This is a genomic window from Escherichia sp. HH091_1A (assembly GCF_030295175.1).
Classification (GTDB): Bacteria; Pseudomonadota; Gammaproteobacteria; order Enterobacterales; family Enterobacteriaceae; genus Escherichia; species Escherichia coli_F.
Window position 1 is genome coordinate 403,916 of record NZ_AP025747.1, and the last position, 23,450, is coordinate 427,365.

The window sequence follows — 23,450 nt, forward strand, 5'->3', positions numbered from 1 at the left end:
ATGAAAGAACTTGTGGTCGTTGCCATTGGTGGCAACAGCATTATCAAAGATAACGCCAGCCAGTCGATTGAGCATCAGGCGGAGGCGGTGAAGGCCGTCGCCGATACGGTGCTGGAAATGCTGGCTTCCGATTACGACATTGTGCTGACCCACGGCAACGGGCCGCAGGTTGGGCTGGATCTACGCCGTGCGGAGATTGCCCACGAGCGCGAAGGGCTGCCCTTAACGCCGCTGGCGAACTGTGTGGCGGATACGCAAGGCGGCATTGGCTACTTGATCCAACAGGCGCTGAACAATCGGCTGGCGCGCCACGGCGAGAAAAAAGCCGTCACCGTGGTGACTCAGGTGGAAGTGGATAAAAACGATCCGGGATTTGCTCACCCCACCAAGCCCATTGGCGCATTCTTCAGTGAAAGCCAGCGTAACGAATTACAAAAGGCAAACCCTGACTGGCGTTTTGTTGAAGATGCCGGACGCGGCTATCGCCGCGTGGTCGCCTCGCCGGAACCGAAACGTATTGTTGAAGCACCTGCCATTAAAGCGCTGATCCAACAAGGGTTTGTGGTGATTGGTGCGGGCGGTGGCGGAATTCCGGTGGTGCGTACTGACGCGGGAGATTACCAAAGCGTGGACGCGGTTATCGACAAAGATCTCTCCACCGCGCTGCTGGCCCGCGAAATTCACGCCGACATTCTGGTGATCACCACCGGCGTCGAAAAAGTGTGTATTCATTTTGGCAAACCGCAGCAGCAGGCGCTGGATCGGGTGGATATTGCCACCATGACCCGCTATATGCAGGAAGGGCATTTCCCGCCAGGCAGCATGTTGCCAAAAATCATCGCCAGCCTGACGTTCCTGGAACAGGGCGGTAAAGAAGTGATTATCACCACGCCGGAATGCCTGCCCGCGGCGCTGCGTGGCGAGACGGGCACCCATATTATTAAAACGTAAGGACGTAAGATGAAAGAAAACAATAGCCGTCGTGAGTTTTTGAGCCAGAGCGGTAAGATGGTCACCGCCGCCGCGCTGTTTGGTACCTCTGTGCCATTCGCCCATGCGGAGGTCTCTGGCACAACCCACTGCGACGCGAATAACACAATGAAAATCACTGACCCGCACTACTATCTCGACAACGTGCTGCTGGAAACCGGTTTTGACTACGAAAACGGTGTGGCAGTACAGACCCGCACGGCGCGCCAGACCGTGGAGATTCAGGACGGTAAAATTGTTGCGCTACATGAGAACAAGCAGCATCCGGACGCCACGCTACCGCACTATGACGCTGGCGGTAAGCTTATGTTGCCCACTACTCGCGACATGCATATTCATCTTGACAAAACCTTTTACGGCGGACCGTGGCGCTCACTCAATCGCCCTGCAGGCACCACTATCCAGGACATGATCAAACTTGAGCAGAAAATGCTGCCGGAACTGCAACCCTACACTCAGGAGCGGGCAGAAAAACTGATCGATTTATTGCAGTCGAAAGGCACCACCATTGCCCGCAGCCACTGCAATATCGAACCGGTTTCCGGCCTGAAAAATCTGCAAAATTTGCAGGCGGTGCTGGCGCGACGTCAGGCGGGCTTCGAGTGTGAAATCGTCGCCTTCCCGCAGCACGGTTTGCTGCTGTCGAAATCGGAACCCTTGATGCGTGAAGCGATGCAGGCAGGGGCGCATTACGTCGGCGGGCTGGACCCGACCAGTGTTGATGGCGCGATGGAAAAATCCCTCGACACCATGTTCCAGATTGCGCTGGACTACGACAAAGGCGTCGATATTCATCTGCATGAAACCACTCCGGCAGGCGTGGCGGCCATCAATTATATGGTTGAAATGGTGGAGAAAACGCCGCAACTGAAGGGCAAACTGACCATCAGCCACGCCTTTGCGCTGGCAACGCTCAATGAGCAACAGGTAGATGAACTGGCGCACCGGATGGCGGCGCAGCAAATTTCTATTGCCTCGACGGTACCGATTGGCACGTTGCATATGCCACTCAAACAGCTGCACGACAAAGGTGTAAAAGTCATGACTGGCACCGACAGCGTTATCGACCACTGGTCGCCTTACGGCCTGGGTGACATGCTGGAAAAAGCCAATCTGTATGCGCAACTCTATATTCGTCCTAACGAACAGAACCTCTCCCGCTCGCTGTTTTTAGCCACTGGTGATGTATTGCCGCTCAACGAAAAAGGCGAGCGCGTCTGGCCCAAAGCGCAGGATGACGCCAGCTTTGTGCTGGTGGACGCCTCCTGTTCCGCCGAGGCGGTGGCGCGTATCTCGCCGAGAACCGCAACGTTCCATAAAGGGCAACTGGTGTGGGGGAGTGTGGCAGGTTGATACGAATTTGAAACGCCTGCAACGGTGAATAGTAAGAGATTTAAGCCCCAGGGAGTGGGGCGGGAATGGTTTGTTAATGAATGATCCTGAACTTTATAATCTCCCGGCATAATTTCCAGGGGATTATTTGAGAGAAATACACAAAAGTGAGTTTTAACAAAGGTATTTATCAAGTCATAAATGTGACCTGCTTCGGATAAAAAAGATTAAACATAGAAAAACCAATGATCCTCTTGCTGATAGTTATCGACAGTAATTAAGATGTAATTTGTTGTTCTGTTATCGCGAAAATATTGCCATGACCATAAAAGAAAAAATCTCACAAAAATATCCCCATGCTTCCTTTTGTACTTTTGGCGATTCAGCAGCGTTGGCCGATTACCTCGCAACGTTGATTGCAACTGGTGTTAAAACTGCTTCCTGTGGTTCGCTGGCGGGATGTATTGAAGACAACGCATTTCCGATGATTGGCGAGTATAAGATTGTAGAAAATAGCCGTGGTGAGCCTGTGTGTGTTATCAGAGTTATTGGCCTGCATTTACTGCGCTTTTCTGATGTCACCGCGGAGCTTGCCCGTAAGGAAGGTGAAGGTGACCTCAGTCTTGAATATTGGCGTAATGAACACCGTCGTTTTTTCCAGGCAGAAGGATGCTATTCACCCGAAATGGACGTTATCTTTGAAGAATATGCCCTTATTGACGTTGTGTAGATAACTATTTTTCTACGCGAAATAAGCTCACAAACATAAAGTATCGCTAATTTTGTTTATTTTGCTATTTTTTACGTGATGATTGTCACACTTATTGTTACTGCCCGTTTTGTCCATATTTACAACCAAATTTTTAATAGCTGCCTGAAATAGGGCTGTTTATTCTGCATAAAAATATTCGAAAATTCTTATTCTCTCCAGCGCGCTAATTTGGGCGAACACTTCCTGACTACCCTGCAATGAGGCTGAAATGATGAATAAACGTTTTGTTATCAATATGGTGTCTTCGCTGTTATTAGGCGCTGCGCTAATTTCTGCGCCGCTCCAGGCCGCGGAAAAAGTCGTGGTGAATATCTCTAAAGTCGATGGTATGCCGTGGTTTAATCGCATGGGCGAAGGTGTGGTCGAGGCGGGTAAAGCCTTTGGTGTTAATGCGTCACAGGTGGGGCCTTCAAGTACTGATGCACCGCAACAGGTTAAAATCATTGAGGATTTAATCGCCCGTAAGGTTAATGCAATTACAATTGTGCCAAACGATGCCAACGTGCTGGAACCGGTATTCAAAAAAGCGCGAGATGCCGGAATTGTGGTTCTGACCAACGAATCCCCCGGTCAGCCAAGTGCTAACTGGGATATCGAAATCATTGATAACGAAAAATTTGCCGCTGAATATGTTGAACATATGGCGAAACGCATGGGTGGCAAGGGCGGCTATGTGATTTACGTGGGTAGTTTGACCGTGCCACAGCATAACTTGTGGGCTGACTTGCTGGTGAAATACCAGAAAGAGCATTACCCGGATATGCATGAAGTTACTCGCCGTATGCCGGTTGCCGAGAGTGTGGATGACTCACGTCGTACCACACTGGACCTCATGAAAACCTATCCTGACTTGAAAGCGGTTGTCTCCTTTGGTTCAAACGGTCCGATTGGCGCGGGACGTGCGGTGAAAGAGAAACGGGCGAAAAATAAAGTCGCAGTCTATGGCATGATGATCCCTTCACAGGCGGCATCACTGATTAAAAGTGGTGATATCACCGAAGGGATTACTTACGATCCGGCCTCTGCAGGTTACGCACTCGCGGCCGTCGCCAGCACGTTGCTGAAGGGTGAAGAGATCAAACCTGGATTAGAAATGGAGAATCTCGGTAAGGCCGACGTAGATATGGATAAGCGAATTATCCGTTTCCATAAGGTATTACTGGTCAACAAAGACAATATTGACTCACTTTATTAATCCATTTCTTCGGGGCGAAAGCCCCGATTCTTATTGCCAGGGGATGCTATGGAAACCTTCCTTTCCCTTCGTCATATCAACAAAACGTTTCATGCCACGCGAGCGCTGCGCGATGTTTCTCTCGACTTTATGTCGGGTGAGGTGCACTGCCTTGCCGGGCAAAACGGCTGTGGTAAATCGACGTTGATTAAAATTATGTCCGGTGTTTATCGCCCGGATGAGGGGGCGGAAATTACGCTTGGTGGGAAAAACTGGTCAAAGCTGACACCCGCCGCTTCGGTGGCGCAGGGGATTCAGGTGATTTATCAGGACCTCTCTTTATTTCCTAACCTGAGTGTCTGGGAGAATATCGCCGTGAATCACTATCACCACGGTCTGTTTGTTAACCGACGTCGTCTGCGTGAGGTGGCGCAGGCGGCAATGACCAGTATTAACGTCACATTGCCACTGGATACGCTCGTTTCTGAGCTTTCAATTGCCCGCTGTCAGCTGGTGGCAATTTGCCGTGCACTGGCGCAGGACGCACGGTTGATCGTGATGGATGAACCAACCGCTTCGCTGACCCATCAGGAAGTGCAAGGGTTATTACAGGTGGTGCATCAATTGCGGGAACGCGGGATTTGCGTGGTCTTCGTCAGTCATCGTCTGGAAGAGGTGATGGAAGTTTCCGACCGTATTTCAGTGTTGAAAGATGGTGAGCTGGTCGGGACCTTTCCGGCTGCAGAGATGACCACAAAACAACTCGGTTTCCTGATGACCGGCCAGGAGTTTGAATATCAGGTGCGAGAGTTGTGGCAGGGAAAATCCAGCACCCCAGTGCTGGAGGTGCGTAATTTAAGTCGTCATGGGGAATATCAAAATATTAACTTGCGGGTGGAAGCGGGCGAAGTGGTGTCGATTGTTGGCCTGCTTGGTGCGGGGCGCACGGAATTATGTCTGAGTCTGTTTGGTATGACCCGACCGGATGCTGGTGAGATCCTCATCAACGGTCAGCCGGTAACACTGCATAGTAACCAGGACGCCATCCGCCACGGTATTGGTTATGTTTCGGAAGATCGCATGTCGCGCGGTTTGGTGATGGCGCAATCTATTGAAGACAACATCATTAGCACTGTTTTTCACAAGGTAAAAGATCGCTTCGGCTTTCTGAGTGAAGCTAAAGTGCGTGACCTGGTGGATAGGCTAATTAAGGCATTGACCATCAAAGTCTCTGACCCACATCTCCCGGTGAATACGCTTTCCGGGGGTAACGCGCAGCGAGTATCGATCGCCAAATGGCTGGCGATTGGGCCACGACTGTTGATTCTCGATAGCCCGACTGTCGGTGTTGATATCGCCAACAAAGCAGGAATATACGGCATTATCAGCGATCTGGCGGCTCATGGCATTGCGGTATTGATGATCTGCGATGAAATTGAAGAAGCGTGGTATCAAAGCCACCGGATTTTGGTAATGCAAAAAGGTCAGATCACCCATAGCTTCCTGCCTGACAGCAGTTCTCAGGCCAGGATTGCGGAGGTGGTAAATGGCTGAACTGAAAAAACGTCATGAATTCTGGCTGGCATTACTGATTGTGGGGCTGTTTGTCGGCCTTGCCTGGCGCAGCGACGAGTTTCTGACATTCGGTAATTTGTACGATCTCGCCAATAACTATGCCATGTTGACTATTCTCGCCTGTGGTTTGTTTGTGGTGTTAATTTCCGGTGGAATTGATATTTCGTTTCCAGCAATGACCATCATTGCGCAATACGGCATGGTGCTGTTGCTACAAAAAATGGGTGGCAACTTTGCTGTCGCGTTTGCCCTAGCGGGCGGCATCGGCATTTTACTTGGCTTAATAAACGCCTTACTGGTTAATCGCCTACGGGTGCCTTCTATCATCATCACCATTTCGACGCTGAATATTTTCTATGGCCTGCTGTTATGGTTGAGTAAAGGTGTGTGGCTGTACGACTTTCCGCCGTGGTTTGAGCAGGGGGTAATGTTGTTCAAGTACACCGATGTTGACGGCTATGACTATGGCCTTGGTCTGCCGCTGATCGCCATGATTACGGTGGTGCTGCTAACAGCATTTATCATGAATTTCACCAGTGTGGGGCGCAAAATCTATGCCCTTGGTGGGAACCGTGAATCAGCCAGTCGCATCGGCTTTAGCGTGCTGAAACTGCAACTTTTCGTTTACGGCTATATGGGATTGATGTCTGGTGCTGCGGGTGTAGTGCAGTCGTGGACGGTGATGACTGTCGCCCCCGATTCTCTTCTGGGTTATGAGCTGACAGTACTGGCTGCGGTGGTGCTTGGCGGCACTAGTTTGCTCGGCGGGCGCGGCACGTTAACCGGTACTTTGCTCGGCGTGGTGTTGTTGGCAGTGATGCAAAACGGGCTAAATTTATTGGGAGTCTCGTCTTACTGGCAAACATTGATCACAGGCATCATCATCGTTGCCAGCATTAGCGCCACGGCGTGGAGTCAGCATCAGAACCGGAGTCTGCTATGAAAAAATCGTGGCGTAATAACGTTGAGTTTTACTTGATCGGCCTGCTGGTGCTAACTGTTGCCGCCTTCAGCATTACTATGCCGGAGATTTTCTGGTCGATAAGTAATTTCCAGTCCGTCGCTTCGCAAATGCCCGTGCTGGGCATTCTGGCGTTGGCTATGGCGGTGACCATGCTTTGCGGTGGCATTAACTTGTCAATTATTGCCACTGCTAACGCCTGTTCACTGGTGATGGCGTGGGTGGCGACTCAGTATCCACCGGGTATTGCTACGGTTGTCGCTACGCTGCTGGCGGGCGCTGGCGCGGCGGTGATAATTGGTTTATGTAATGGCGTATTGATTGCCGGTATTCGAGTGTCGCCAATTCTTGCAACGCTTGGGATGATGACGTTGCTCAAAGGAGTAAATATTCTGGTGACAGGCGGTAGCGCCATTGCTAATTATCCCTCATGGGTGCTGTGGTTGAATCATGCACAGTGGTTCGGTATTCCGCTACCGATGTGGTTGTTTACCGCAGTGGCGCTGGGGCTGTGGATATTGCTGGAGAAAACGCCGCTCGGTAAATCCATTTATCTGATTGGTTCTAACGAACGAGCAACACTTTACTCCGGTATTAACACGCGTCGGGTGCTGATATGGGTGTATGTCATTTCCGCCTTGCTTTGTGCGGTAGCGGCATTTTTGATGATGTCGAAACTCAACTCGGCTAAGGCCTCTTATGGCGAATCGTACTTGCTGGTGTCAATCCTCGCGGCAGTACTCGGCGGGGTTAATCCGGACGGCGGCAGCGGGCGGATAATTGGTATGGTGCTGGCGCTGTTTCTTCTGCAAATTATTGAAAGCGGCTTCAATATTCTCGGGATAAGCCCCTACCTGACGATGGCCTTATGGGGAACGTTGCTGCTCTGTTTCATTCAGGCTCGCGGCATGTTGGGGCTGGATCGGGTGGTTTAAATATTGGCTATATTCAATGGACGCGTTTTGCTGCGATGGCATTTCAGTCATCGCCAAATACATATAGCTAATCAGGAGTAAACACAATGAAGATCAAAGCTGTTGGTGCATATTCCGCTAAACAACCACTTGAACCGATGGATATCACCCGGCGTGAACCGGGACCGCATGATGTCAAAATTGAAATCGCTTACTGTGGCGTGTGCCATTCCGATATCCACCAGGTGCGTTCCGAGTGGGCGGGGACGGTTTATCCCTGCGTGCCGGGCCATGAAATTGTAGGGCGCGTGGTAGCCGTTGGTGATCAGGTAGAAAAATATGCGCCGGGCGATCTGGTCGGTGTCGGCTGCATTGTCGACAGTTGTAAACATTGCGAAGAGTGTGAAGATGGGCTGGAAAACTACTGTGATCACATGACCGGCACCTATAACTCGCCGACGCCGGACGAACCGGGCCATACGCTGGGCGGCTACTCACAACAGATCGTCGTTCATGAGCGATATGTTCTGCGTATTCGTCACCCGCAAGCGCAGCTGGCGGCGGTGGCTCCTTTGTTGTGTGCAGGGATCACCACATACTCGCCGCTACGTCACTGGCAGGCCGGGCCGGGTAAAAAAGTGGGCGTGGTTGGCATCGGCGGTCTGGGACATATGGGGATTAAGCTGGCCCACGCGATGGGGGCACATGTGGTGGCATTTACCACTTCTGAGTCAAAACGCGAAGCGGCAAAAGCCCTGGGGGCCGATGAAGTTGTTAACTCACGCAATGCCGATGAGATGGCGGCTCATCTGAAGAGTTTCGATTTCATTTTGAATACCGTAGCTGCGCCACATAATCTCGACGATTTTACCACCTTGCTGAAGCGCGATGGCACCATGACGCTGGTTGGTGCGCCTGCGACACCGCATAAATCGCCGGAAGTTTTCAACCTGATCATGAAACGCCGCGCGATAGCCGGCTCTATGATTGGCGGCATTCCAGAAACACAGGAGATGCTCGATTTTTGCGCCGAACATGGCATCGTGGCTGATATAGAGATGATTCGGGCCGATCAAATTAATGAAGCCTATGAGCGAATGCTACGTGGTGATGTGAAATATCGTTTTGTTATCGATAATCGCACACTAACAGACTGAAAAAATTAATAAATGCTCTATGATTTAACATATTAATTTCGCCCTCCACTTAACTTTTTAGTTAAGAAGGGCGAAATACTATCTAAGTAGCAGTAAAATCTATAACGTAAATTCAAATTGTTAAATTAATTCCCTCCAGTACACAATGCTGCATATATTAGTTATGAGCGATTTCTGATAGTGCCTGGTTTAATCAGGGCTTTATTATCTGCGACGTTTATTTTTATTTAAGAGAGATCGCAATGATATCATTAAAAGCGCCGCACAATAATTTGTTGCTATATACGAAACAAAGCGTACACAATACGGTTAAAAACAATCAGTTACCTGAAGATATCAGAAGTACACTGGTTTCTTGTGTCGATATATTCAAGGTTTTGATTAAACAATACTATGATTATCCTTATGATTGTCGTGATGATTTAGTCGATGATGATAAACTCATTTATCTCATGGCTGCCGTACGAGATTGCGAGTGGGCAGCCGACAATGCGCTTACCATAAATGTGCAGTTTAATGATTTCCCTGGAGTTTATGACTGGGTGGATTACCCTGATTACCCGATTAAGTTTGTTTTTCGGATACTTGAAAATCAAAAAGGGACCGTTTGGGTATATGATCAGGATGACGTGTTTCTTGATATTAAAGAGAATATCCATGCCGGACGCTTCACCGGACTTAAGAAATTAGTGCAGTTTATCGATTCAGTACGAACAGATTGCAAATGCATTCTTCTTGAGCACCATATGCCTTTGTTGAGACTTTTCCGTGAAGGGAAAGAATGTGAGCATGTAGAAAAATGGCTTCGCGAAATGTCGCGCATTCCGGACGCAGACGCACCTATTAAGCAGGCGCTTGCGTATGAATTATTATTGCACTTAAAAAATTTTTACCCTGTTTTTCCTGAATCGCTAGTGATGTTATTGCTCTCCGTTCTGAACGTGAAAACATACAGAGATGATGCACGATTAAATCAATGGGTATCTAATAGAGTGCAGGAATTAGGTGACAAATATTATCCTGTAAATAAGCACGTTAAAATACGCTACACTCTTTAGTTTAGAAACTTTTCCCTCTCCAATTTGTTATTCCATCAGAGAGTGAATCGCAAAGCGGGTAATCATTTCATCTGCTTATCTCTACGTCAAATGGCATTTACCCTCCTTTTTCGCCGATATTTTGTTGTGATCGGCGTCATGTTGCTTAAAAAGTGAACTTGTGCGAATGTTTTATGAATGTGTTGGTTGACATTCATATGAAAAAATTCATAATTCCATCATGTTTGTGTGGGGTCTTTTCTGTATCTTACGCATCGCACTCAAGCCTGACAGACAATATGCTGTAAGGCTCATATCACAAACCGCCATTAGCTCATCAGGAAGAGCAGACGACAACCAGGATTGTTGTATGGTACGGGGTTCGAGGCCTCGATGGCGGTCCAATTTTTCAAAACTCTTCTGAATCAGATCCTCTTATTATCATCCTTGCAGAGTGGATGGAGCATTGCCAGCTACTCACTGAAGCAGACAAATGAAAAAAGCCCACACAGGGGAGAGTGGGCTGAAATGGGAAGCTAAAGACTCAAGTAAACTTATCGGAAATAAGGACCACGCATTACGGGGGATATCATCGCCGATGAGCGGGATTCGGCAAATCAGGTTGATTACGTAGAGAGTAAATTATCTGCTCACCGCTGCGTTACTCCTTCGTAAATCAGGCGTAGCGCGAATACACCAATAATTGCACCAATAACCCGACTGGCAACGCGTTGCATACGCCCATAAGCACGACGCACAGCGGGCAAAGAAAACGCCTGACTAAGAAAGACTCGCCAGATAATTGATGCGAACACAATTCCCGCCCAGGCCATTAAACGTGCCCAAGTTGGTGTTTCAGCATTTAACGTTACTGAGAAAATACTGATAAAAAATAAAACGGTCTGTGGATTAGAGAGATCGGTAATTAATCCACGGCGAAAAAAGACATACCAGGGGGCGCTAATCGGTTGTTGTAGTGTGCTTATTTGCGGTGTTGACTGGCGGCGCATGCTGCACCACGCAAACCATAAGAGATAAGCGCCGCCGACGATTCTAATAAGCGAAAAAATCTCCTCACACTGCGTAATGAGTGTCGCAAGACCATACAAACCCAACCCGGAATAAAACGCATCGCCCAGTGCCACGCCCAACCCGGTCAGCACTCCTGCGCGTCGACCGGAAGCCAGGCTGGTTTGTACCACCACAAAAAGATTGGCTCCCGGATTAAAAAAAGTCATCACGAACAGTCCTACGGTCAGGTAAACGGCGTGCAAGGGATCCATGTGATTTCATCCATAAATAAGTGAAGTAACTTCATCATATTTCTACAAAAAGTAATCGGATGCGAGAGAGATCACAAAGTGTCTTATTTCCGGTTACTGGCGTTTATGCCCTGACTGAACTAATTATTAATCAGCCCAATAATATGGGTGGGTGATAGTTTGATAACAACTCTGGAGCCGTAATATGAAAATAATCTCTAAAATGTTAATCGGTGCGTTAGCGTTTGCCGTTACCAACGTTTATGCCGCAGAATTAATGACCAAAGCAGAATTTGAAAAAGTTGCATCGCAATATGAAAAAATAGGTGATATTTCAACCAGTAATGAAATGTCGACTGCAGATGCGAAAGAAGATCTGATCAAAAAAGCGGATGAAAAAGGGGCAGATGTGTTGGTGCTGACCTCTGGTCAAACTGACAATAAGATCCACGGCACGGCAAATATTTATAAGAAGAAATAATTCTGCACCCCATGTAAACATGCCCGATGCGTAAGTTTATCGGTGATCATCTATTGAAATTTATGCCGGATAAGGCGTTCGCGCTGGATTCGGCATTTCAGTTTTTCAGCCGCCGCCAGAATGTCGTTCGGCTGATACCTAAATAATTCGCCGCGGCTGTTTTATCGCCATTAAATTTCTCCAGTGCCTGTTGTGGCGTCAGTAAGCATGGACCGGGAGTTTCCGCCGACTCGCGCGCCAGTTCCGGCAGTAGCAACTGCAAAAATTGCGGCGTTAAATCCGGCGTCGGTTCCACACTTAAAAATAGCGCCAGTCGTTCCATCATATTGCGCAGTTCACGAATATTTCCCGGCCAGTTGTAGCGCAACAGCACAGTTTCACTTGCCTGTAATCCCTGACGTAACGCGGAAGAAAACGGCGCAGTAAGTGCCGCCAGTGACACTTTCAAAAAGCTTTCCGCCAGCGGCAGAATATCCGCCACCCGCTCGCGTAGCGGCGGCAATTGCAGACGCAAAATACTCAGTCGATAAAACAGATCACGGCGAAAACGCCCTTGCTGCATATCCTCTTCGAGATTGCAGTGAGTGGCGCTAATAACCCGCACATCCACCGGAACAGGCTGATGCCCGCCGACGCGGGTGACCTCTTTTTCTTCCAGCACCCGCAGCAGCCGGGTCTGCAACGGCAGCGGCATTTCGCCTATCTCGTCAAGAAACAGCGTGCCACCGTGGGCGATTTCAAACAGCCCGGCGCGTCCTCCGCGTCGCGAGCCGGTAAACGCCCCTTCCTCATAGCCAAACAGCTCCGCTTCCAGCAGAGATTCAGCAATCGCCCCGCAGTTGACGGCAACAAACGGATGTGACTTTTTGCCCTGTCGCGCATCGTGGCGGGCAAAATATTCCCGATGAATCGCCTGGGCCGCCAGCTCTTTGCCCGTCCCCGTTTCCCCTTCAATCAACACCGCCGCACTGGAGCGGGCATACAGCAAAATAGTCTGCCGTACCTGTTCCATCTGTGGTGATTGACCGAGCATATCGCCCAGCACGTAACGAGTACGCAGGGCGTTGCGGGTGGCATCGTGAGTATTATGGCGTAACGACATGCGCGTCATATCCAGCGCATCGCTAAATGCCTGGCGCACGGTGGCGGCAGAATAGATAAAAATTCCGGTCATTCCGGCTTCTTCTGCCAGATCGGTAATCAGCCCCGCGCCGACCACCGCTTCGGTGCCGTTGGCTTTTAGCTCGTTAATCTGCCCACGTGCGTCTTCTTCGGTAATGTAGCTACGTTGGTCGAGGCGCAAATTAAAGGTTTTTTGAAACGCTACCAGTGCCGGAATGGTTTCCTGATAGGTGACAACGCCGATAGAAGAGGTGAGTTTTCCAGCTTTTGCCAGTGCCTGTAACACATCATAGCCACTCGGTTTTATCAGAATCACCGGTACCGACAGGCGGCTTTTCAGGTACGCACCGTTAGAGCCAGCGGCAATGATGGCGTCGCAGCGTTCGCTGGCCAGTTTTTTGCGGATGTAGGTCACTGCTTTTTCAAAGCCAAGCTGGATAGGAGTAATGTTTGCCAGGTGATCAAACTCGAGGCTGATATCGCGAAATAGCTCGAACAGCCGCGTTACAGATACCGTCCAGATAACCGGTTTGTCGTCATTCAGCCGTGGTGGATGTGCCATAGCGCACCGCAAAGTTAAGAAACCGAATAATGGGTTTAGTCTTGTTTCATAATTGTTGCAATGAAACGCAGTGAAACATTGCCTGAAACGTTAACTGAAACGCATATTTGCGGATTGCTTCATGGCTTTATCTATAACAAATTGAAATAAAACATTTAATTTCATCCAGGTAATTGTGGCACACCCCTTGCTCTGAGTTTATCAACGTAAATAACAAGTTGATAACAAAGGATGGGCTATGTCTCTACACTCTCCAGGTAAAGCGTTTCGCGCTGCACTGTCTAAAGAAAATCCATTGCAGATTGTCGGCACCATTAACGCCAACCATGCGCTGCTGGCGCAGCGTGCCGGATATCAGGCGATTTATCTCTCCGGCGGTGGTGTGGCGGCAGGTTCGCTGGGGTTGCCGGATCTCGGTATTTCTACTCTTGATGATGTGCTGACTGATATTCGTCGTATCACCGACGTCTGCTCGCTGCCGCTGCTGGTGGATGCGGATATCGGTTTTGGCTCTTCGGCCTTTAACGTTGCCCGCACCGTGAAATCGATGATTAAAGCCGGTGCGGCGGGCTTACATATTGAAGATCAGGTTGGAGCAAAACGCTGCGGACATCGTCCGAACAAAGCGATCGTTTCAAAAGAAGAAATGGTGGATCGGATCCGCGCGGCGGTGGATGCGAAAACCGATCCTGATTTTGTGATCATGGCGCGCACCGATGCGCTGGCGGTTGAAGGGCTGGATGCGGCGCTCGAGCGTGCGCAGGCCTATGTTGAAGCGGGTGCCGAGATGTTGTTCCCGGAAGCAATTACCGAACTCGCCATGTACCGCCAGTTTGCCGATGCGGTGCAGGTGCCGATCCTTGCCAACATTACTGAATTTGGTGCCACGCCGCTGTTTACCACCGACGAATTACGCAGCGCCCATGTCGCAATGGCGCTGTATCCCCTTTCTGCTTTCCGCGCAATGAACCGCGCCGCTGAACATGTCTACAACGTCCTGCGCCAGGAAGGCACGCAGAAAAGCGTCATCGACACCATGCAGACCCGCAACGAGCTGTATGAAAGCATTAACTACTACCAGTACGAAGAAAAGCTCGACGACCTGTTTGCCCGTAGCCAGACGAAATAAAACAAACGCCCGTTGGTTGTATTCGACAACCGATGCCTGATGCGCCGCTGACGCGGCTTATCAGGCCTACGGGATGAACTGAACTGTAGGTCGGATAAGACGCATAGCGTCGCATCCGACAACATTCTCGACCCTACAAATGATAACAATGACGAGGACAACATGAGCGACACAACGATCCTGCAAAACAGTACCCATGTCATTAAACCGAAAAAATCTGTGGCACTTTCTGGCGTTCCGGCGGGCAATACGGCGCTGTGTACGGTGGGTAAAAGCGGCAATGACCTGCATTACCGCGGCTACGATATTCTTGATCTGGCGGAACATTGCGAATTTGAAGAAGTGGCGCATCTGCTGATCCATGGCAAACTGCCGACCCGTGACGAACTCGCCGCTTACAAAACAAAACTGAAAGCCCTGCGCGGTTTACCGGCTAACGTGCGTACCGTGCTGGAAGCCTTACCAGCGGCGTCGCACCCGATGGATGTTATGCGCACCGGGGTTTCCGCGCTCGGCTGCACGCTGCCAGAAAAAGAGGGGCATACCGTTTCCGGCGCGCGGGATATTGCCGACAAATTATTAGCGTCGCTTAGCTCGATTCTTCTCTACTGGTATCACTACAGCCACAACGGCGAACGCATCCAGCCGGAAACCGATGACGACTCCATCGGCGGTCACTTCCTGCATTTGCTGCACGGCGAAAAGCCGTCGCAAAGCTGGGAAAAGGCGATGCATATTTCGCTGGTGCTGTACGCCGAACACGAGTTTAACGCCTCCACCTTTACCAGCCGGGTGATTGCGGGCACCGGCTCTGACATGTATTCAGCCATTATCGGCGCGATTGGCGCACTGCGCGGGCCGAAACACGGCGGGGCGAATGAAGTGTCGCTGGAGATCCAGCAACGCTATGAAACGCCGGACGAAGCCGAAGCTGATATCCGCAAGCGGGTTGAAAACAAAGAAGTGGTGATTGGTTTTGGGCATCCGGTTTATACCATCGCCGACCCGCGTCATCAGGTGATCAAACGAGTGGCGAAGCAGCTCTCGCAGGAAGGCGGCTCGCTGAAGATGTACAACATCGCCGATCGCCTGGAAACGGTAATGTGGGAGAGCAAAAAAATGTTCCCCAATCTCGACTGGTTCTCCGCTGTTTCCTACAACATGATGGGCGTTCCCACCGAGATGTTCACGCCACTGTTTGTTATCGCCCGCGTCACCGGCTGGGCGGCGCACATTATCGAACAACGTCAGGACAACAAAATTATCCGTCCTTCCGCCAATTATGTTGGCCCTGAAGACCGCCAGTTTGTCGCGCTGGATAAGCGCCAGTAAACCTCTACGAATAACAAGAAGGAAACGTACCCAATGTCAGCTCAAATCAACAACATCCGCCCGGAATTCGACCGCGAAATTATTGATATTGTCGATTACGTCATGAACTACGAAATCAGCTCCAGAGTGGCCTATGACACCGCCCATTACTGCCTGCTCGACACCCTCGGCTGCGGTCTGGAAGCTCTCGAATACCCGGCCTGTAAAAAACTGTTGGGGCCAATTGTCCCCGGCACCGTTGTACCTAACGGTGTGCGCGTCCCCGGAACCCAGTTCCAGCTCGATCCCGTCCAGGCGGCATTTAACATCGGCGCGATGATTCGCTGGCTCGATTTTAACGATACCTGGCTGGCGGCGGAGTGGGGCCATCCTTCCGACAACCTCGGCGGTATTCTGGCAACGGCAGACTGGCTTTCACGCAACGCTGTCGCCAGCGGCAAAGCGCCGTTGACCATGAAACAGGTGCTGACCGCAATGATTAAAGCCCATGAAATTCAGGGCTGCATCGCGCTGGAAAACTCCTTTAATCGCGTCGGCCTCGACCACGTTCTGTTAGTGAAAGTGGCTTCCACCGCCGTGGTCGCCGAAATGCTTGGCCTGACCCGTGATGAAATCCTCAACGCCGTTTCGCTGGCATGGGTAGACGGACAGTCGCTGCGCACTTATCGTCATGCACCGAACACCGGTACGCGTAAATCCTGGGCGGCGGGCGATGCTACATCCCGCGCGGTACGTCTGGCGCTGATGGCGAAAACGGGCGAAATGGGTTACCCGTCAGCTCTGACCGCGCCGGTATGGGGCTTCTACGACGTCTCCTTTAAAGGTGAATCGTTCCGCTTCCAGCGCCCGTACGGTTCTTACGTCATGGAAAATGTGCTGTTCAAAATCTCCTTCCCGGCGGAGTTCCACTCCCAGACGGCAGTTGAAGCGGCGATGACGCTCTATGAACAGATGCAGGCAGCAGGCAAAACGGCGGCAGATATCGAAAAAGTGACCATTCGCACCCACGAAGCCTGTATTCGCATCATCGACAAAAAAGGGCCGCTCAATAACCCGGCTGACCGCGACCACTGCATTCAGTACATGGTGGCGATCCCGCTGCTATTCGGGCGCTTAACGGCGGCAGATTACGAAGACAACGTTGCGCAAGATAAACGCATCGACGCCCTGCGCGAGAAGATCAATTGCTTTGAAGATCCGGCATTTACCGCTGACTACCACGACCCGGAAAAACGCGCCATCGCCAATGCCATTACCCTTGAGTTCACCGACGGCACGCGCTTTGAAGAAGTGGTGGTGGAGTACCCAATTGGTCATGCTCGCCGCCGTCAGGACGGTATTCCAAAACTGGTCGATAAATTCAAAATCAACCTCGCGCGCCAGTTCCCGACTCGACAGCAGCAGCGCATTCTGGACGTTTCTCTCGACAGAGCTCGCCTGGAACAGATGCCGGTCAATGAGTATCTCGATCTGTACGTCATTTAAGTAAACGGCGGTAAGGCGTAAGTTCAACAGGAGAGCATTATGTCTTTTAGCGAATTTTATCAGCGTTCGATTAACGAACCGGAGCAATTCTGGGCCGAGCAGGCCCGGCGTATTGACTGGCAGACGCCCTTTACGCAAACGCTCGATCACAGCAATCCGCCGTTTGCTCGTTGGTTTTGTGAAGGCCGAACCAATTTGTGCCACAACGCCATCGACCGCTGGCTGGAGAAACAGCCAGAGGCGCTGGCATTAATTGCCGTCTCTTCGGAAACAGAAGAAGAGCGCACTTTTACCTTTCGCCAGTTGCATGACGAAGTGAACGCGGTGGCGTCAATGCTGCGCTCACTGGGCGTACGGCGTGGCGATCGGGTGCTGGTGTATATGCCGATGATTGCCGAAGCGCATATTACCCTGCTGGCCTGCGCGCGCATTGGCGCTATTCACTCGGTAGTGTTTGGTGGATTTGCCTCGCACAGCGTGGCTGCGCGGATTGATGACGCTAAACCGGTGCTGATTGTCTCGGCAGATGCCGGAGCGCGCGGTGGCAAAATCATTCCTTATAAAAAATTGCTCGACGATGCGATAAGTCAGGCGCAGCATCAGCCGCGCCACGTTTTGCTGGTGGATCGCGGGCTGGCGAAAATGGCGCGCGTTACCGGACGGGATGTCGATTTCGCGTCATTGCGCCATCAGCACATCGGCGCGCGGGTGCCGGTGGCGTGGCTGGAATCCAACGAAACCTCCTGCATTCTCTACACCTCCGGCACGACCGGCAAACCAAAAGGTGTACAGCGTGACGTCGGCGGTTATGCGGTGGCGCTGGCGACCTCAATGGACACCATTTTTGGTGGCAAAGCGGGCGGTGTGTTCTTCTGTGCGTCAGATATCGGCTGGGTAGTGGGGCATTCGTATATCGTCTACGCGCCGCTGCTGGCGGGGATGGCGACCATTGTTTACGAAGGATTGCCGACTTATCCTGACTGCGGTGTGTGGTGGAAAATCGTCGAGAAATATCAGGTTAGCCGGATGTTCTCAGCGCCGACCGCCATCCGCGTGCTGAAAAAATTCCCTACCGCTGAAATTCGCAAACACGATCTCTCGTCGCTGGAAGTGCTCTATCTGGCGGGGGAGCCGCTGGATGAGCCGACTGCCAGTTGGGTGAGCAATACGCTGGATGTGCCGGTCATCGACAATTACTGGCAGACCGAATCCGGCTGGCCGATTATGGCGATTGCTCGTGGTCTGGACGACAGGCCGACACGTCTGGGAAGCCCCGGCGTGCCGATGTATGGATACAACGTGCAGTTGCTCAATGAAGTCACCGGCGAACCGTGCGGTGTCAACGAGAAAGGGATGGTAGTGGTGGAAGGGCCGCTGCCGCCGGGGTGTATTCAAACCATCTGGGGCGATGACGACCGCTTTGTGAAGACGTACTGGTCGCTGTTTTCCCGTCCGGTGTACGCCACCTTTGACTGGGGCATCCGCGATGCTGACGGTTATCACTTTATTCTCGGGCGTACTGACGATGTAATTAATGTTGCCGGGCATCGGCTTGGCACACGCGAGATTGAAGAGAGTATCTCCAGTCATCCGGGCGTTGCTGAAGTGGCGGTGGTTGGGGTGAAAGATGCGCTGAAAGGGCAGGTGGCGGTGGCGTTTGTCATTCCGAAAGAGAGCGATAGCCTGGAAGATCGCGAGGTGGCGCACTCGCAAGAGAAGGCGATTATGGCGCTGGTGGACAGCCAGATTGGCAACTTTGGTCGCCCGGCGCACGTCTGGTTTGTCTCGCAATTGCCAAAAACGCGATCCGGAAAAATGCTGCGCCGCACGATCCAGGCGATTTGCGAAGGACGCGATCCTGGAGATCTGACGACCATTGATGATCCTGCGTCGTTGGATCAGATCCGCCAGGCGATGGAAGAGTAAGGTGTTGTCGGATGTGTCGTGTGGCGCATCCGACACCGTGCACCAATGCCTGATGCGACGCTGACGCGTCTTATCATGCCTGCAGGTCTGAACCGCAGGTCGGATAAGGCGCACGCGGCGCATCCGACACTGTGCGCAGATGCCTGATGCGACGCAGGCGCGTCTTATCATGCCTACAGGCCTGAACCGTAGGTCGGATAAGGCGCACGCGGCGCATCCGACACCGTGCGCAGATGCCTGATGCGACGCAGGCGTGTCTTATCATGTGTACCCATTTTTTCTCAAATAAGTTTTTATCCACTTTTCCGCATTCATCCATATAAAAAATATATCCCCTCCACGAAAACGATTGCTTTTTATCTTCAGATGAATAGAATGCGGCGGATTTTTTGGGTTTCAAACAGCAAAAAGGGGGAATTTCGTGTCGCAAGATAACAACTTTAGCCAGGGGCCAGTCCCGCAGTCGGCGCGGAAAGGGGTATTGGCATTGACGTTCGTCATGCTGGGATTAACCTTCTTTTCCGCCAGTATGTGGACCGGCGGCACTCTCGGAACCGGTCTTAGCTATCATGATTTCTTCCTCGCAGTCCTCATCGGTAATCTTCTCCTCGGTATTTACACTTCATTTCTTGGTTACATTGGCGCAAAAACCGGCCTGACCACCCATCTTCTTGCTCGCTTCTCGTTTGGTGTTAAAGGCTCATGGCTGCCTTCACTGCTGCTGGGCGGCACTCAGGTCGGCTGGTTTGGTGTTGGCGTGGCGATGTTTGCTATTCCGGTGGGCAAGGCAACCGGGCTGGATATTAATTTGCTGATTGCCGTTTCCGGTTTACTGATGACCGTCACCGTCTTCTTTGGCATTTCGGCGCTGACGGTACTTTCGGTGATTGCGGTTCCGGCGATTGCCTGCCTTGGCGGTTATTCCGTATGGCTGGCCGTTAACGGCATGGGCGGTTTGGACGCCTTAAAAGCGGTCGTTCCCGCACAACCGCTAGATTTCAATGTCGCGCTGGCGCTGGTTGTGGGGTCATTTATCAGTGCGGGTACGCTCACCGCTGACTTTGTCCGCTTTGGTCGCAATGCCAAACTGGCGGTGCTGGTGGCGATGGTGGCCTTTTTCCTCGGCAACTCGTTGATGTTTATTTTCGGTGCGGCAGGCGCTGCGGCACTGGGGATGGCGGATATCTCTGATGTGATGATTGCTCAGGGCTTGCTGCTGCCCGCGATTGTGGTGCTGGGGTTGAATATCTGGACCACCAACGATAACGCGCTCTATGCGTCGGGTTTAGGTTTCGCCAATATTACCGGTATGTCGAGCAAAACTCTTTCAGTAATCAACGGTGTTATCGGCACGGTCTGCGCACTATGGCTGTATAACAATTTTGTCGGCTGGCTGACTTTCCTTTCGGCTGCTATTCCTCCGGTGGGTGGCGTGATCATCGCCGACTATCTGATGAACCGTCGCCGCTATGAGCACTTTGCGACCACGCGTATGATGAGTGTCAATTGGGTGGCGATTCTGGCGGTCGCGCTGGGGATTGCCGCAGGCCACTGGTTACCGGGCATTGTTCCGGTCAACGCGGTATTAGGTGGTGCGCTGAGCTATCTGATCCTTAACCCGATTTTGAATCGCAAAACGACAGCTGCAATGACGCATGTGGAGGCTAACAGTGTCGAATAACGCTTTACAGACAATTATTAACGCCCGGTTACCCGGCAAAGAGGGGCTATGGCAGATTCATCTGCAGGACGGAAAAATCAGCGCCATTGATGCGCAATCCGGCGTGATGCCCATAACTGAAAACAGCCTGGATGCCGAACAAGGTTTAGTTATACCGCCGTTTGTGGAGCCACATATTCACCTGGACACCACGCAAACCGCCGGACAACCGAACTGGAATCAGTCTGGCACGCTGTTTGAAGGCATTGAACGCTGGGCCGAGCGCAAAGCGTTATTAACCCATGACGATGTGAAACAACGCGCCTGGCAAACGCTGAAATGGCAGATTGCCAACGGCATTCAGCATGTGCGTACCCATGTCGATGTTTCGGATGCAACCCTGACTGCGCTGAAAGCAATGCTGGAAGTGAAGCAGGAAGTCGCGCCGTGGATTGATCTGCAAATCGTCGCCTTCCCGCAGGAAGGGATTTTGTCGTATCCCAACGGTGAAGCGTTGCTGGAAGAGGCGTTACGCTTAGGGGCTGACGTAGTGGGGGCGATTCCGCATTTTGAATTTACCCGTGAATATGGCGTGGAGTCGCTGCATAAAACCTTCGCCCTGGCGCAAAAATACGACCGTCTCATTGATGTTCACTGTGATGAGATCGATGACGAACAGTCGCGCTTTGTCGAAACCGTTGCCGCCCTGGCTCACCGTGAAGGCATGGGCGCGCGAGTCACCGCCAGCCACACCACGGCAATGCACTCCTATAACGGGGCGTATACCTCGCGCCTGTTCCGTTTGCTGAAAATGTCCGGTATTAACTTTGTCGCCAACCCGCTGGTCAATATTCATCTACAAGGGCGTTTCGATACGTATCCAAAACGTCGCGGTATTACGCGCGTTAAAGAGATGCTGGAGTCCGGCATTAACGTCTGCTTTGGTCACGATGATGTCTTCGATCCGTGGTATCCGCTGGGAACGGCGAATATGCTGCAAGTGCTGCATATGGGGCTGCATGTTTGCCAGCTGATGGGCTACGGGCAGATTAACGATGGCCTGAATTTAATCACCCACCACAGCGCCAGGACGTTGAATTTGCAGGATTACGGCATTGCCGCCGGAAACAGCGCCAACCTGATTATCCTGCCGGCTGAAAATGGATTTGATGCGCTGCGCCGTCAGGTTCCGGTACGTTATTCGGTACGTGGCGGCAAGGTGATTGCCAGCACACAACCGGCACAAACCACCGTATATCTGGAGCAGCCAGAAGCCATCGATTACAAACGGTAATCGGCTGGGTTGCAGCGAGCGTAGTTTATGTCGGATGCGGCGTGAACGCCTTGCACTGAACTCGTAGATACTGTTATGGCCTGCAAGTTTTTTTCTACCCTGGTTTCCCAGATTGCAGGCATGCCAGACACAGCGCCGTCAGGCGCTGTTTTTTTCATCCCTTCCGCGATTTTTACGCAGCTACCGGATTATGCCGTGACGCATCGAACGGTACGCCTGACTTCAGCACTCCATACGCCACCTGTGCCAGCTTGCGCATCATCGCGCCGAGAATCACTTTTCCTTTCTTGCCATTAGCCGCCAGACGGTCGCGGAACGCCCGTCCCCACTCAGTCTTACTGGTGGCTACCATTGCAGGCATATACAACGCCCTGCGAAGCGACACATGTCCGGCTTTACTCAACCGGCTTGCCCCTCTCACACTACTGCCTGATTCATAACGCCGTGGTGTCAGACCCGCAAAAGCGGCGAACTGTCTGGCATGGGCGAAGCGGTCCTTCAGACCGATATAAGCCAGTAATACCGCAGATGTTTTCTCTCCGATACCCGGGATACTTTCCAGCAGTTTCCTGCGGTGTTTCATATCCGGATCATCGTCTGTCAGGTCTTTTATCTGCTTCTCAAGACGCTTCAGCTCTGCTTCAAGCCACAGAAGGTGAGCATCAATGCTCGGTCTCTGGACTTCCCGCGCCGTTTCAGTGCGGTTCAGTTCCTGCGTGTGCATATCTGTCAGCGCCTGGTGGCGTACTACCAGGGCACGCAACGCGCGTTCAAGCGGGTGAGGCGCTTCCCAGGCTGCAGGGCGCTTCTGACGACAGAACTCTGCCAGCATGCGCGCATCCACGGTATCAGTCTTGTTACGCAGTCCTTCACTCTGAGCGAAAGCTTTACCCAACGCAGGATTAATGACTGACACTATGTAGCCTGCATCGTAAAGGCACTCTGCGACAGGTTCCATATAGGTGCCGGTCGCTTCGATGCAGATATGCGCATGGTCAATCTTGTGACCCTTCAGCCAGCTCACCAGCTCATCGTGCCCTTTAGTGGTGTTAGCGAATTTTTTGGTGCGATGACGACCATCAGGACGCAACACATCGACATCCAGTTTCTCTTTAGCGGTGTCGATACCGATATAATGAAGTTCATGTTCCATCGTGAAACCAACCTTGCAAATACGGATTACCGGGAAAACCGGTCCATGATACTGTCCGGTTTATCACTTTGGGAGAAAGGCAGTCCGCTGCATAAATCTACGCAACAGGTTGAAAACCTAAGGCCCGATACG

19 protein-coding genes and 1 pseudogene are annotated in these 23,450 nt (G+C 51.6%); 17 read left to right on the top strand and 3 right to left on the bottom strand.

What is annotated here, in order from left to right; genetic code table 11:
• From QUF14_RS01905 to QUF14_RS01950, 10 genes and pseudogenes are all read left to right on the top strand, one after another.
• On the top strand, window positions 1-951 hold the full coding sequence (locus QUF14_RS01905; protein WP_100733892.1) for a carbamate kinase family protein: 951 nt from the start codon (window positions 1-3) through the stop codon (window positions 949-951).
• A gap of 9 nt (window positions 952-960) precedes the next feature.
• Window positions 961-2,343: an amidohydrolase family protein gene (locus tag QUF14_RS01910; protein ID WP_000662405.1), complete on the top strand. Its 1,383-nt coding sequence runs from the start codon at window positions 961-963 to the stop codon at window positions 2,341-2,343.
• Window positions 2,344-2,641: 298 nt separating this feature from the next.
• Entirely contained in the window at window positions 2,642-3,052 is a 411-nt protein-coding gene (locus QUF14_RS01915) for an ASCH domain-containing protein (RefSeq protein WP_001355154.1), read from the top strand.
• A 253-nt stretch (window positions 3,053-3,305) separates the two neighbouring features.
• Complete coding sequence (locus QUF14_RS01920) at window positions 3,306-4,289, top strand: autoinducer 2 ABC transporter substrate-binding protein (protein ID WP_001042105.1); 984 nt, start codon at window positions 3,306-3,308, stop codon at window positions 4,287-4,289.
• Window positions 4,290-4,337: 48 nt separating this feature from the next.
• Complete coding sequence (locus tag QUF14_RS01925) at window positions 4,338-5,822, top strand: sugar ABC transporter ATP-binding protein (RefSeq protein ID WP_000447340.1); 1,485 nt, start codon at window positions 4,338-4,340, stop codon at window positions 5,820-5,822.
• Complete coding sequence (locus QUF14_RS01930; protein ID WP_000818891.1) at window positions 5,815-6,786, top strand: ABC transporter permease; 972 nt, start codon at window positions 5,815-5,817, stop codon at window positions 6,784-6,786. The genes QUF14_RS01925 and QUF14_RS01930 overlap by 8 nt, the downstream gene beginning before the upstream one ends.
• On the top strand, window positions 6,783-7,739 hold the full coding sequence (locus QUF14_RS01935) for an ABC transporter permease (RefSeq protein WP_000750346.1): 957 nt from the start codon (window positions 6,783-6,785) through the stop codon (window positions 7,737-7,739). The genes QUF14_RS01930 and QUF14_RS01935 overlap by 4 nt, the downstream gene beginning before the upstream one ends.
• An 86-nt stretch (window positions 7,740-7,825) precedes the next feature.
• Window positions 7,826-8,875 carry an NADPH-dependent aldehyde reductase YahK gene (yahK, locus tag QUF14_RS01940; RefSeq protein ID WP_000692718.1) on the top strand — a complete coding sequence of 350 codons (1,050 nt, stop codon included), beginning with the start codon at window positions 7,826-7,828 and terminating at the stop codon, window positions 8,873-8,875.
• A gap of 242 nt (window positions 8,876-9,117) precedes the next feature.
• Window positions 9,118-9,933, top strand: coding sequence for a hypothetical protein (locus QUF14_RS01945; protein ID WP_001355155.1), 816 nt, complete (start codon window positions 9,118-9,120; stop codon window positions 9,931-9,933).
• A 372-nt stretch (window positions 9,934-10,305) separates the two neighbouring features.
• A pseudogene (locus QUF14_RS01950) lies at window positions 10,306-10,546 on the top strand (hypothetical protein).
• A 16-nt stretch (window positions 10,547-10,562) separates the two neighbouring features.
• Here QUF14_RS01950 and QUF14_RS01955 read toward each other — a convergent pair.
• A complete protein-coding gene (locus QUF14_RS01955) occupies window positions 10,563-11,195 on the bottom strand; it encodes a LysE family transporter (RefSeq protein WP_000371335.1) in 633 nt (210 codons plus the stop codon).
• Between the two features lie 184 nt (window positions 11,196-11,379).
• On the opposite strand from QUF14_RS01955, the gene yahO reads away from it, so the two are divergent.
• Complete coding sequence (gene yahO / locus QUF14_RS01960) at window positions 11,380-11,655, top strand: DUF1471 family periplasmic protein YahO (RefSeq protein ID WP_000691948.1); 276 nt, start codon at window positions 11,380-11,382, stop codon at window positions 11,653-11,655.
• 97 nt (window positions 11,656-11,752) lie between these two features.
• Here yahO and prpR read toward each other — a convergent pair whose 3' ends face one another.
• Window positions 11,753-13,339, bottom strand: coding sequence for a propionate catabolism operon regulatory protein PrpR (gene prpR, locus QUF14_RS01965; protein ID WP_000941086.1), 1,587 nt, complete (start codon window positions 13,337-13,339; stop codon window positions 11,753-11,755).
• A 238-nt stretch (window positions 13,340-13,577) separates the two neighbouring features.
• Here prpR and prpB point away from each other — a divergent pair, with 238 nt between their 5' ends.
• The 6 genes from prpB (at window position 13,578) to codA (ending at window position 22,165) form a co-directional block, all read left to right on the top strand.
• Window positions 13,578-14,468 carry a methylisocitrate lyase gene (gene prpB, locus QUF14_RS01970; RefSeq protein WP_000052179.1) on the top strand — a complete coding sequence of 297 codons (891 nt, stop codon included), beginning with the start codon at window positions 13,578-13,580 and terminating at the stop codon, window positions 14,466-14,468.
• Between the two features lie 162 nt (window positions 14,469-14,630).
• The gene (prpC, locus tag QUF14_RS01975) at window positions 14,631-15,800 is read left to right on the top strand and encodes a bifunctional 2-methylcitrate synthase/citrate synthase (protein ID WP_001285909.1); all 1,170 of its coding nucleotides are present in this window, start codon (window positions 14,631-14,633) and stop codon (window positions 15,798-15,800) included.
• A 33-nt stretch (window positions 15,801-15,833) separates the two neighbouring features.
• Complete coding sequence (gene prpD / locus QUF14_RS01980) at window positions 15,834-17,285, top strand: 2-methylcitrate dehydratase (protein WP_001275844.1); 1,452 nt, start codon at window positions 15,834-15,836, stop codon at window positions 17,283-17,285.
• Between the two features lie 39 nt (window positions 17,286-17,324).
• Window positions 17,325-19,211: a propionate--CoA ligase gene (gene prpE, locus QUF14_RS01985; protein ID WP_000010306.1), complete on the top strand. Its 1,887-nt coding sequence runs from the start codon at window positions 17,325-17,327 to the stop codon at window positions 19,209-19,211.
• A 421-nt stretch (window positions 19,212-19,632) separates the two neighbouring features.
• Window positions 19,633-20,892, top strand: coding sequence for a cytosine permease (gene codB / locus QUF14_RS01990; RefSeq protein ID WP_000076240.1), 1,260 nt, complete (start codon window positions 19,633-19,635; stop codon window positions 20,890-20,892).
• Window positions 20,882-22,165 (top strand): cytosine/isoguanine deaminase, encoded by a 1,284-nt coding sequence (gene codA, locus QUF14_RS01995; protein ID WP_001299008.1) that lies wholly within the window; start codon window positions 20,882-20,884, stop codon window positions 22,163-22,165. The genes codB and codA overlap by 11 nt, the downstream gene beginning before the upstream one ends.
• Before the next feature lie 172 nt (window positions 22,166-22,337).
• On the opposite strand, the gene QUF14_RS02000 is transcribed toward codA, so the two are convergent.
• Window positions 22,338-23,318, bottom strand: a complete 981-nt coding sequence (locus QUF14_RS02000) for an IS110-like element IS621 family transposase (protein WP_000399629.1) — start codon at window positions 23,316-23,318, stop codon at window positions 22,338-22,340.
• Between the last annotated feature and the right edge of the window lie 132 nt (window positions 23,319-23,450).

What these genes read in the sequence shown, in the direction of transcription:
- QUF14_RS01905 (WP_100733892.1), top strand. Translation starts at nt 1, where the DNA reads ATGAAAGAACTTGTGGTCGTTGCCATTGGTGGCAACAGCATTATCAAA.
- QUF14_RS01910 (WP_000662405.1), top strand. Translation starts at nt 961, where the DNA reads ATGAAAGAAAACAATAGCCGTCGTGAGTTTTTGAGCCAGAGCGGTAAG.
- QUF14_RS01915 (WP_001355154.1), top strand. Translation starts at nt 2,642, where the DNA reads ATGACCATAAAAGAAAAAATCTCACAAAAATATCCCCATGCTTCCTTT.
- QUF14_RS01920 (WP_001042105.1), top strand. Translation starts at nt 3,306, where the DNA reads ATGAATAAACGTTTTGTTATCAATATGGTGTCTTCGCTGTTATTAGGC.
- QUF14_RS01925 (WP_000447340.1), top strand. Translation starts at nt 4,338, where the DNA reads ATGGAAACCTTCCTTTCCCTTCGTCATATCAACAAAACGTTTCATGCC.
- QUF14_RS01930 (WP_000818891.1), top strand. Translation starts at nt 5,815, where the DNA reads ATGGCTGAACTGAAAAAACGTCATGAATTCTGGCTGGCATTACTGATT.
- QUF14_RS01935 (WP_000750346.1), top strand. Translation starts at nt 6,783, where the DNA reads ATGAAAAAATCGTGGCGTAATAACGTTGAGTTTTACTTGATCGGCCTG.
- yahK (WP_000692718.1), top strand. Translation starts at nt 7,826, where the DNA reads ATGAAGATCAAAGCTGTTGGTGCATATTCCGCTAAACAACCACTTGAA.
- QUF14_RS01945 (WP_001355155.1), top strand. Translation starts at nt 9,118, where the DNA reads ATGATATCATTAAAAGCGCCGCACAATAATTTGTTGCTATATACGAAA.
- QUF14_RS01955 (WP_000371335.1), bottom strand. Translation starts at nt 11,195, where the DNA reads ATGGATCCCTTGCACGCCGTTTACCTGACCGTAGGACTGTTCGTGATG.
- yahO (WP_000691948.1), top strand. Translation starts at nt 11,380, where the DNA reads ATGAAAATAATCTCTAAAATGTTAATCGGTGCGTTAGCGTTTGCCGTT.
- prpR (WP_000941086.1), bottom strand. Translation starts at nt 13,339, where the DNA reads ATGGCACATCCACCACGGCTGAATGACGACAAACCGGTTATCTGGACG.
- prpB (WP_000052179.1), top strand. Translation starts at nt 13,578, where the DNA reads ATGTCTCTACACTCTCCAGGTAAAGCGTTTCGCGCTGCACTGTCTAAA.
- prpC (WP_001285909.1), top strand. Translation starts at nt 14,631, where the DNA reads ATGAGCGACACAACGATCCTGCAAAACAGTACCCATGTCATTAAACCG.
- prpD (WP_001275844.1), top strand. Translation starts at nt 15,834, where the DNA reads ATGTCAGCTCAAATCAACAACATCCGCCCGGAATTCGACCGCGAAATT.
- prpE (WP_000010306.1), top strand. Translation starts at nt 17,325, where the DNA reads ATGTCTTTTAGCGAATTTTATCAGCGTTCGATTAACGAACCGGAGCAA.
- QUF14_RS02000 (WP_000399629.1), bottom strand. Translation starts at nt 23,318, where the DNA reads ATGGAACATGAACTTCATTATATCGGTATCGACACCGCTAAAGAGAAA.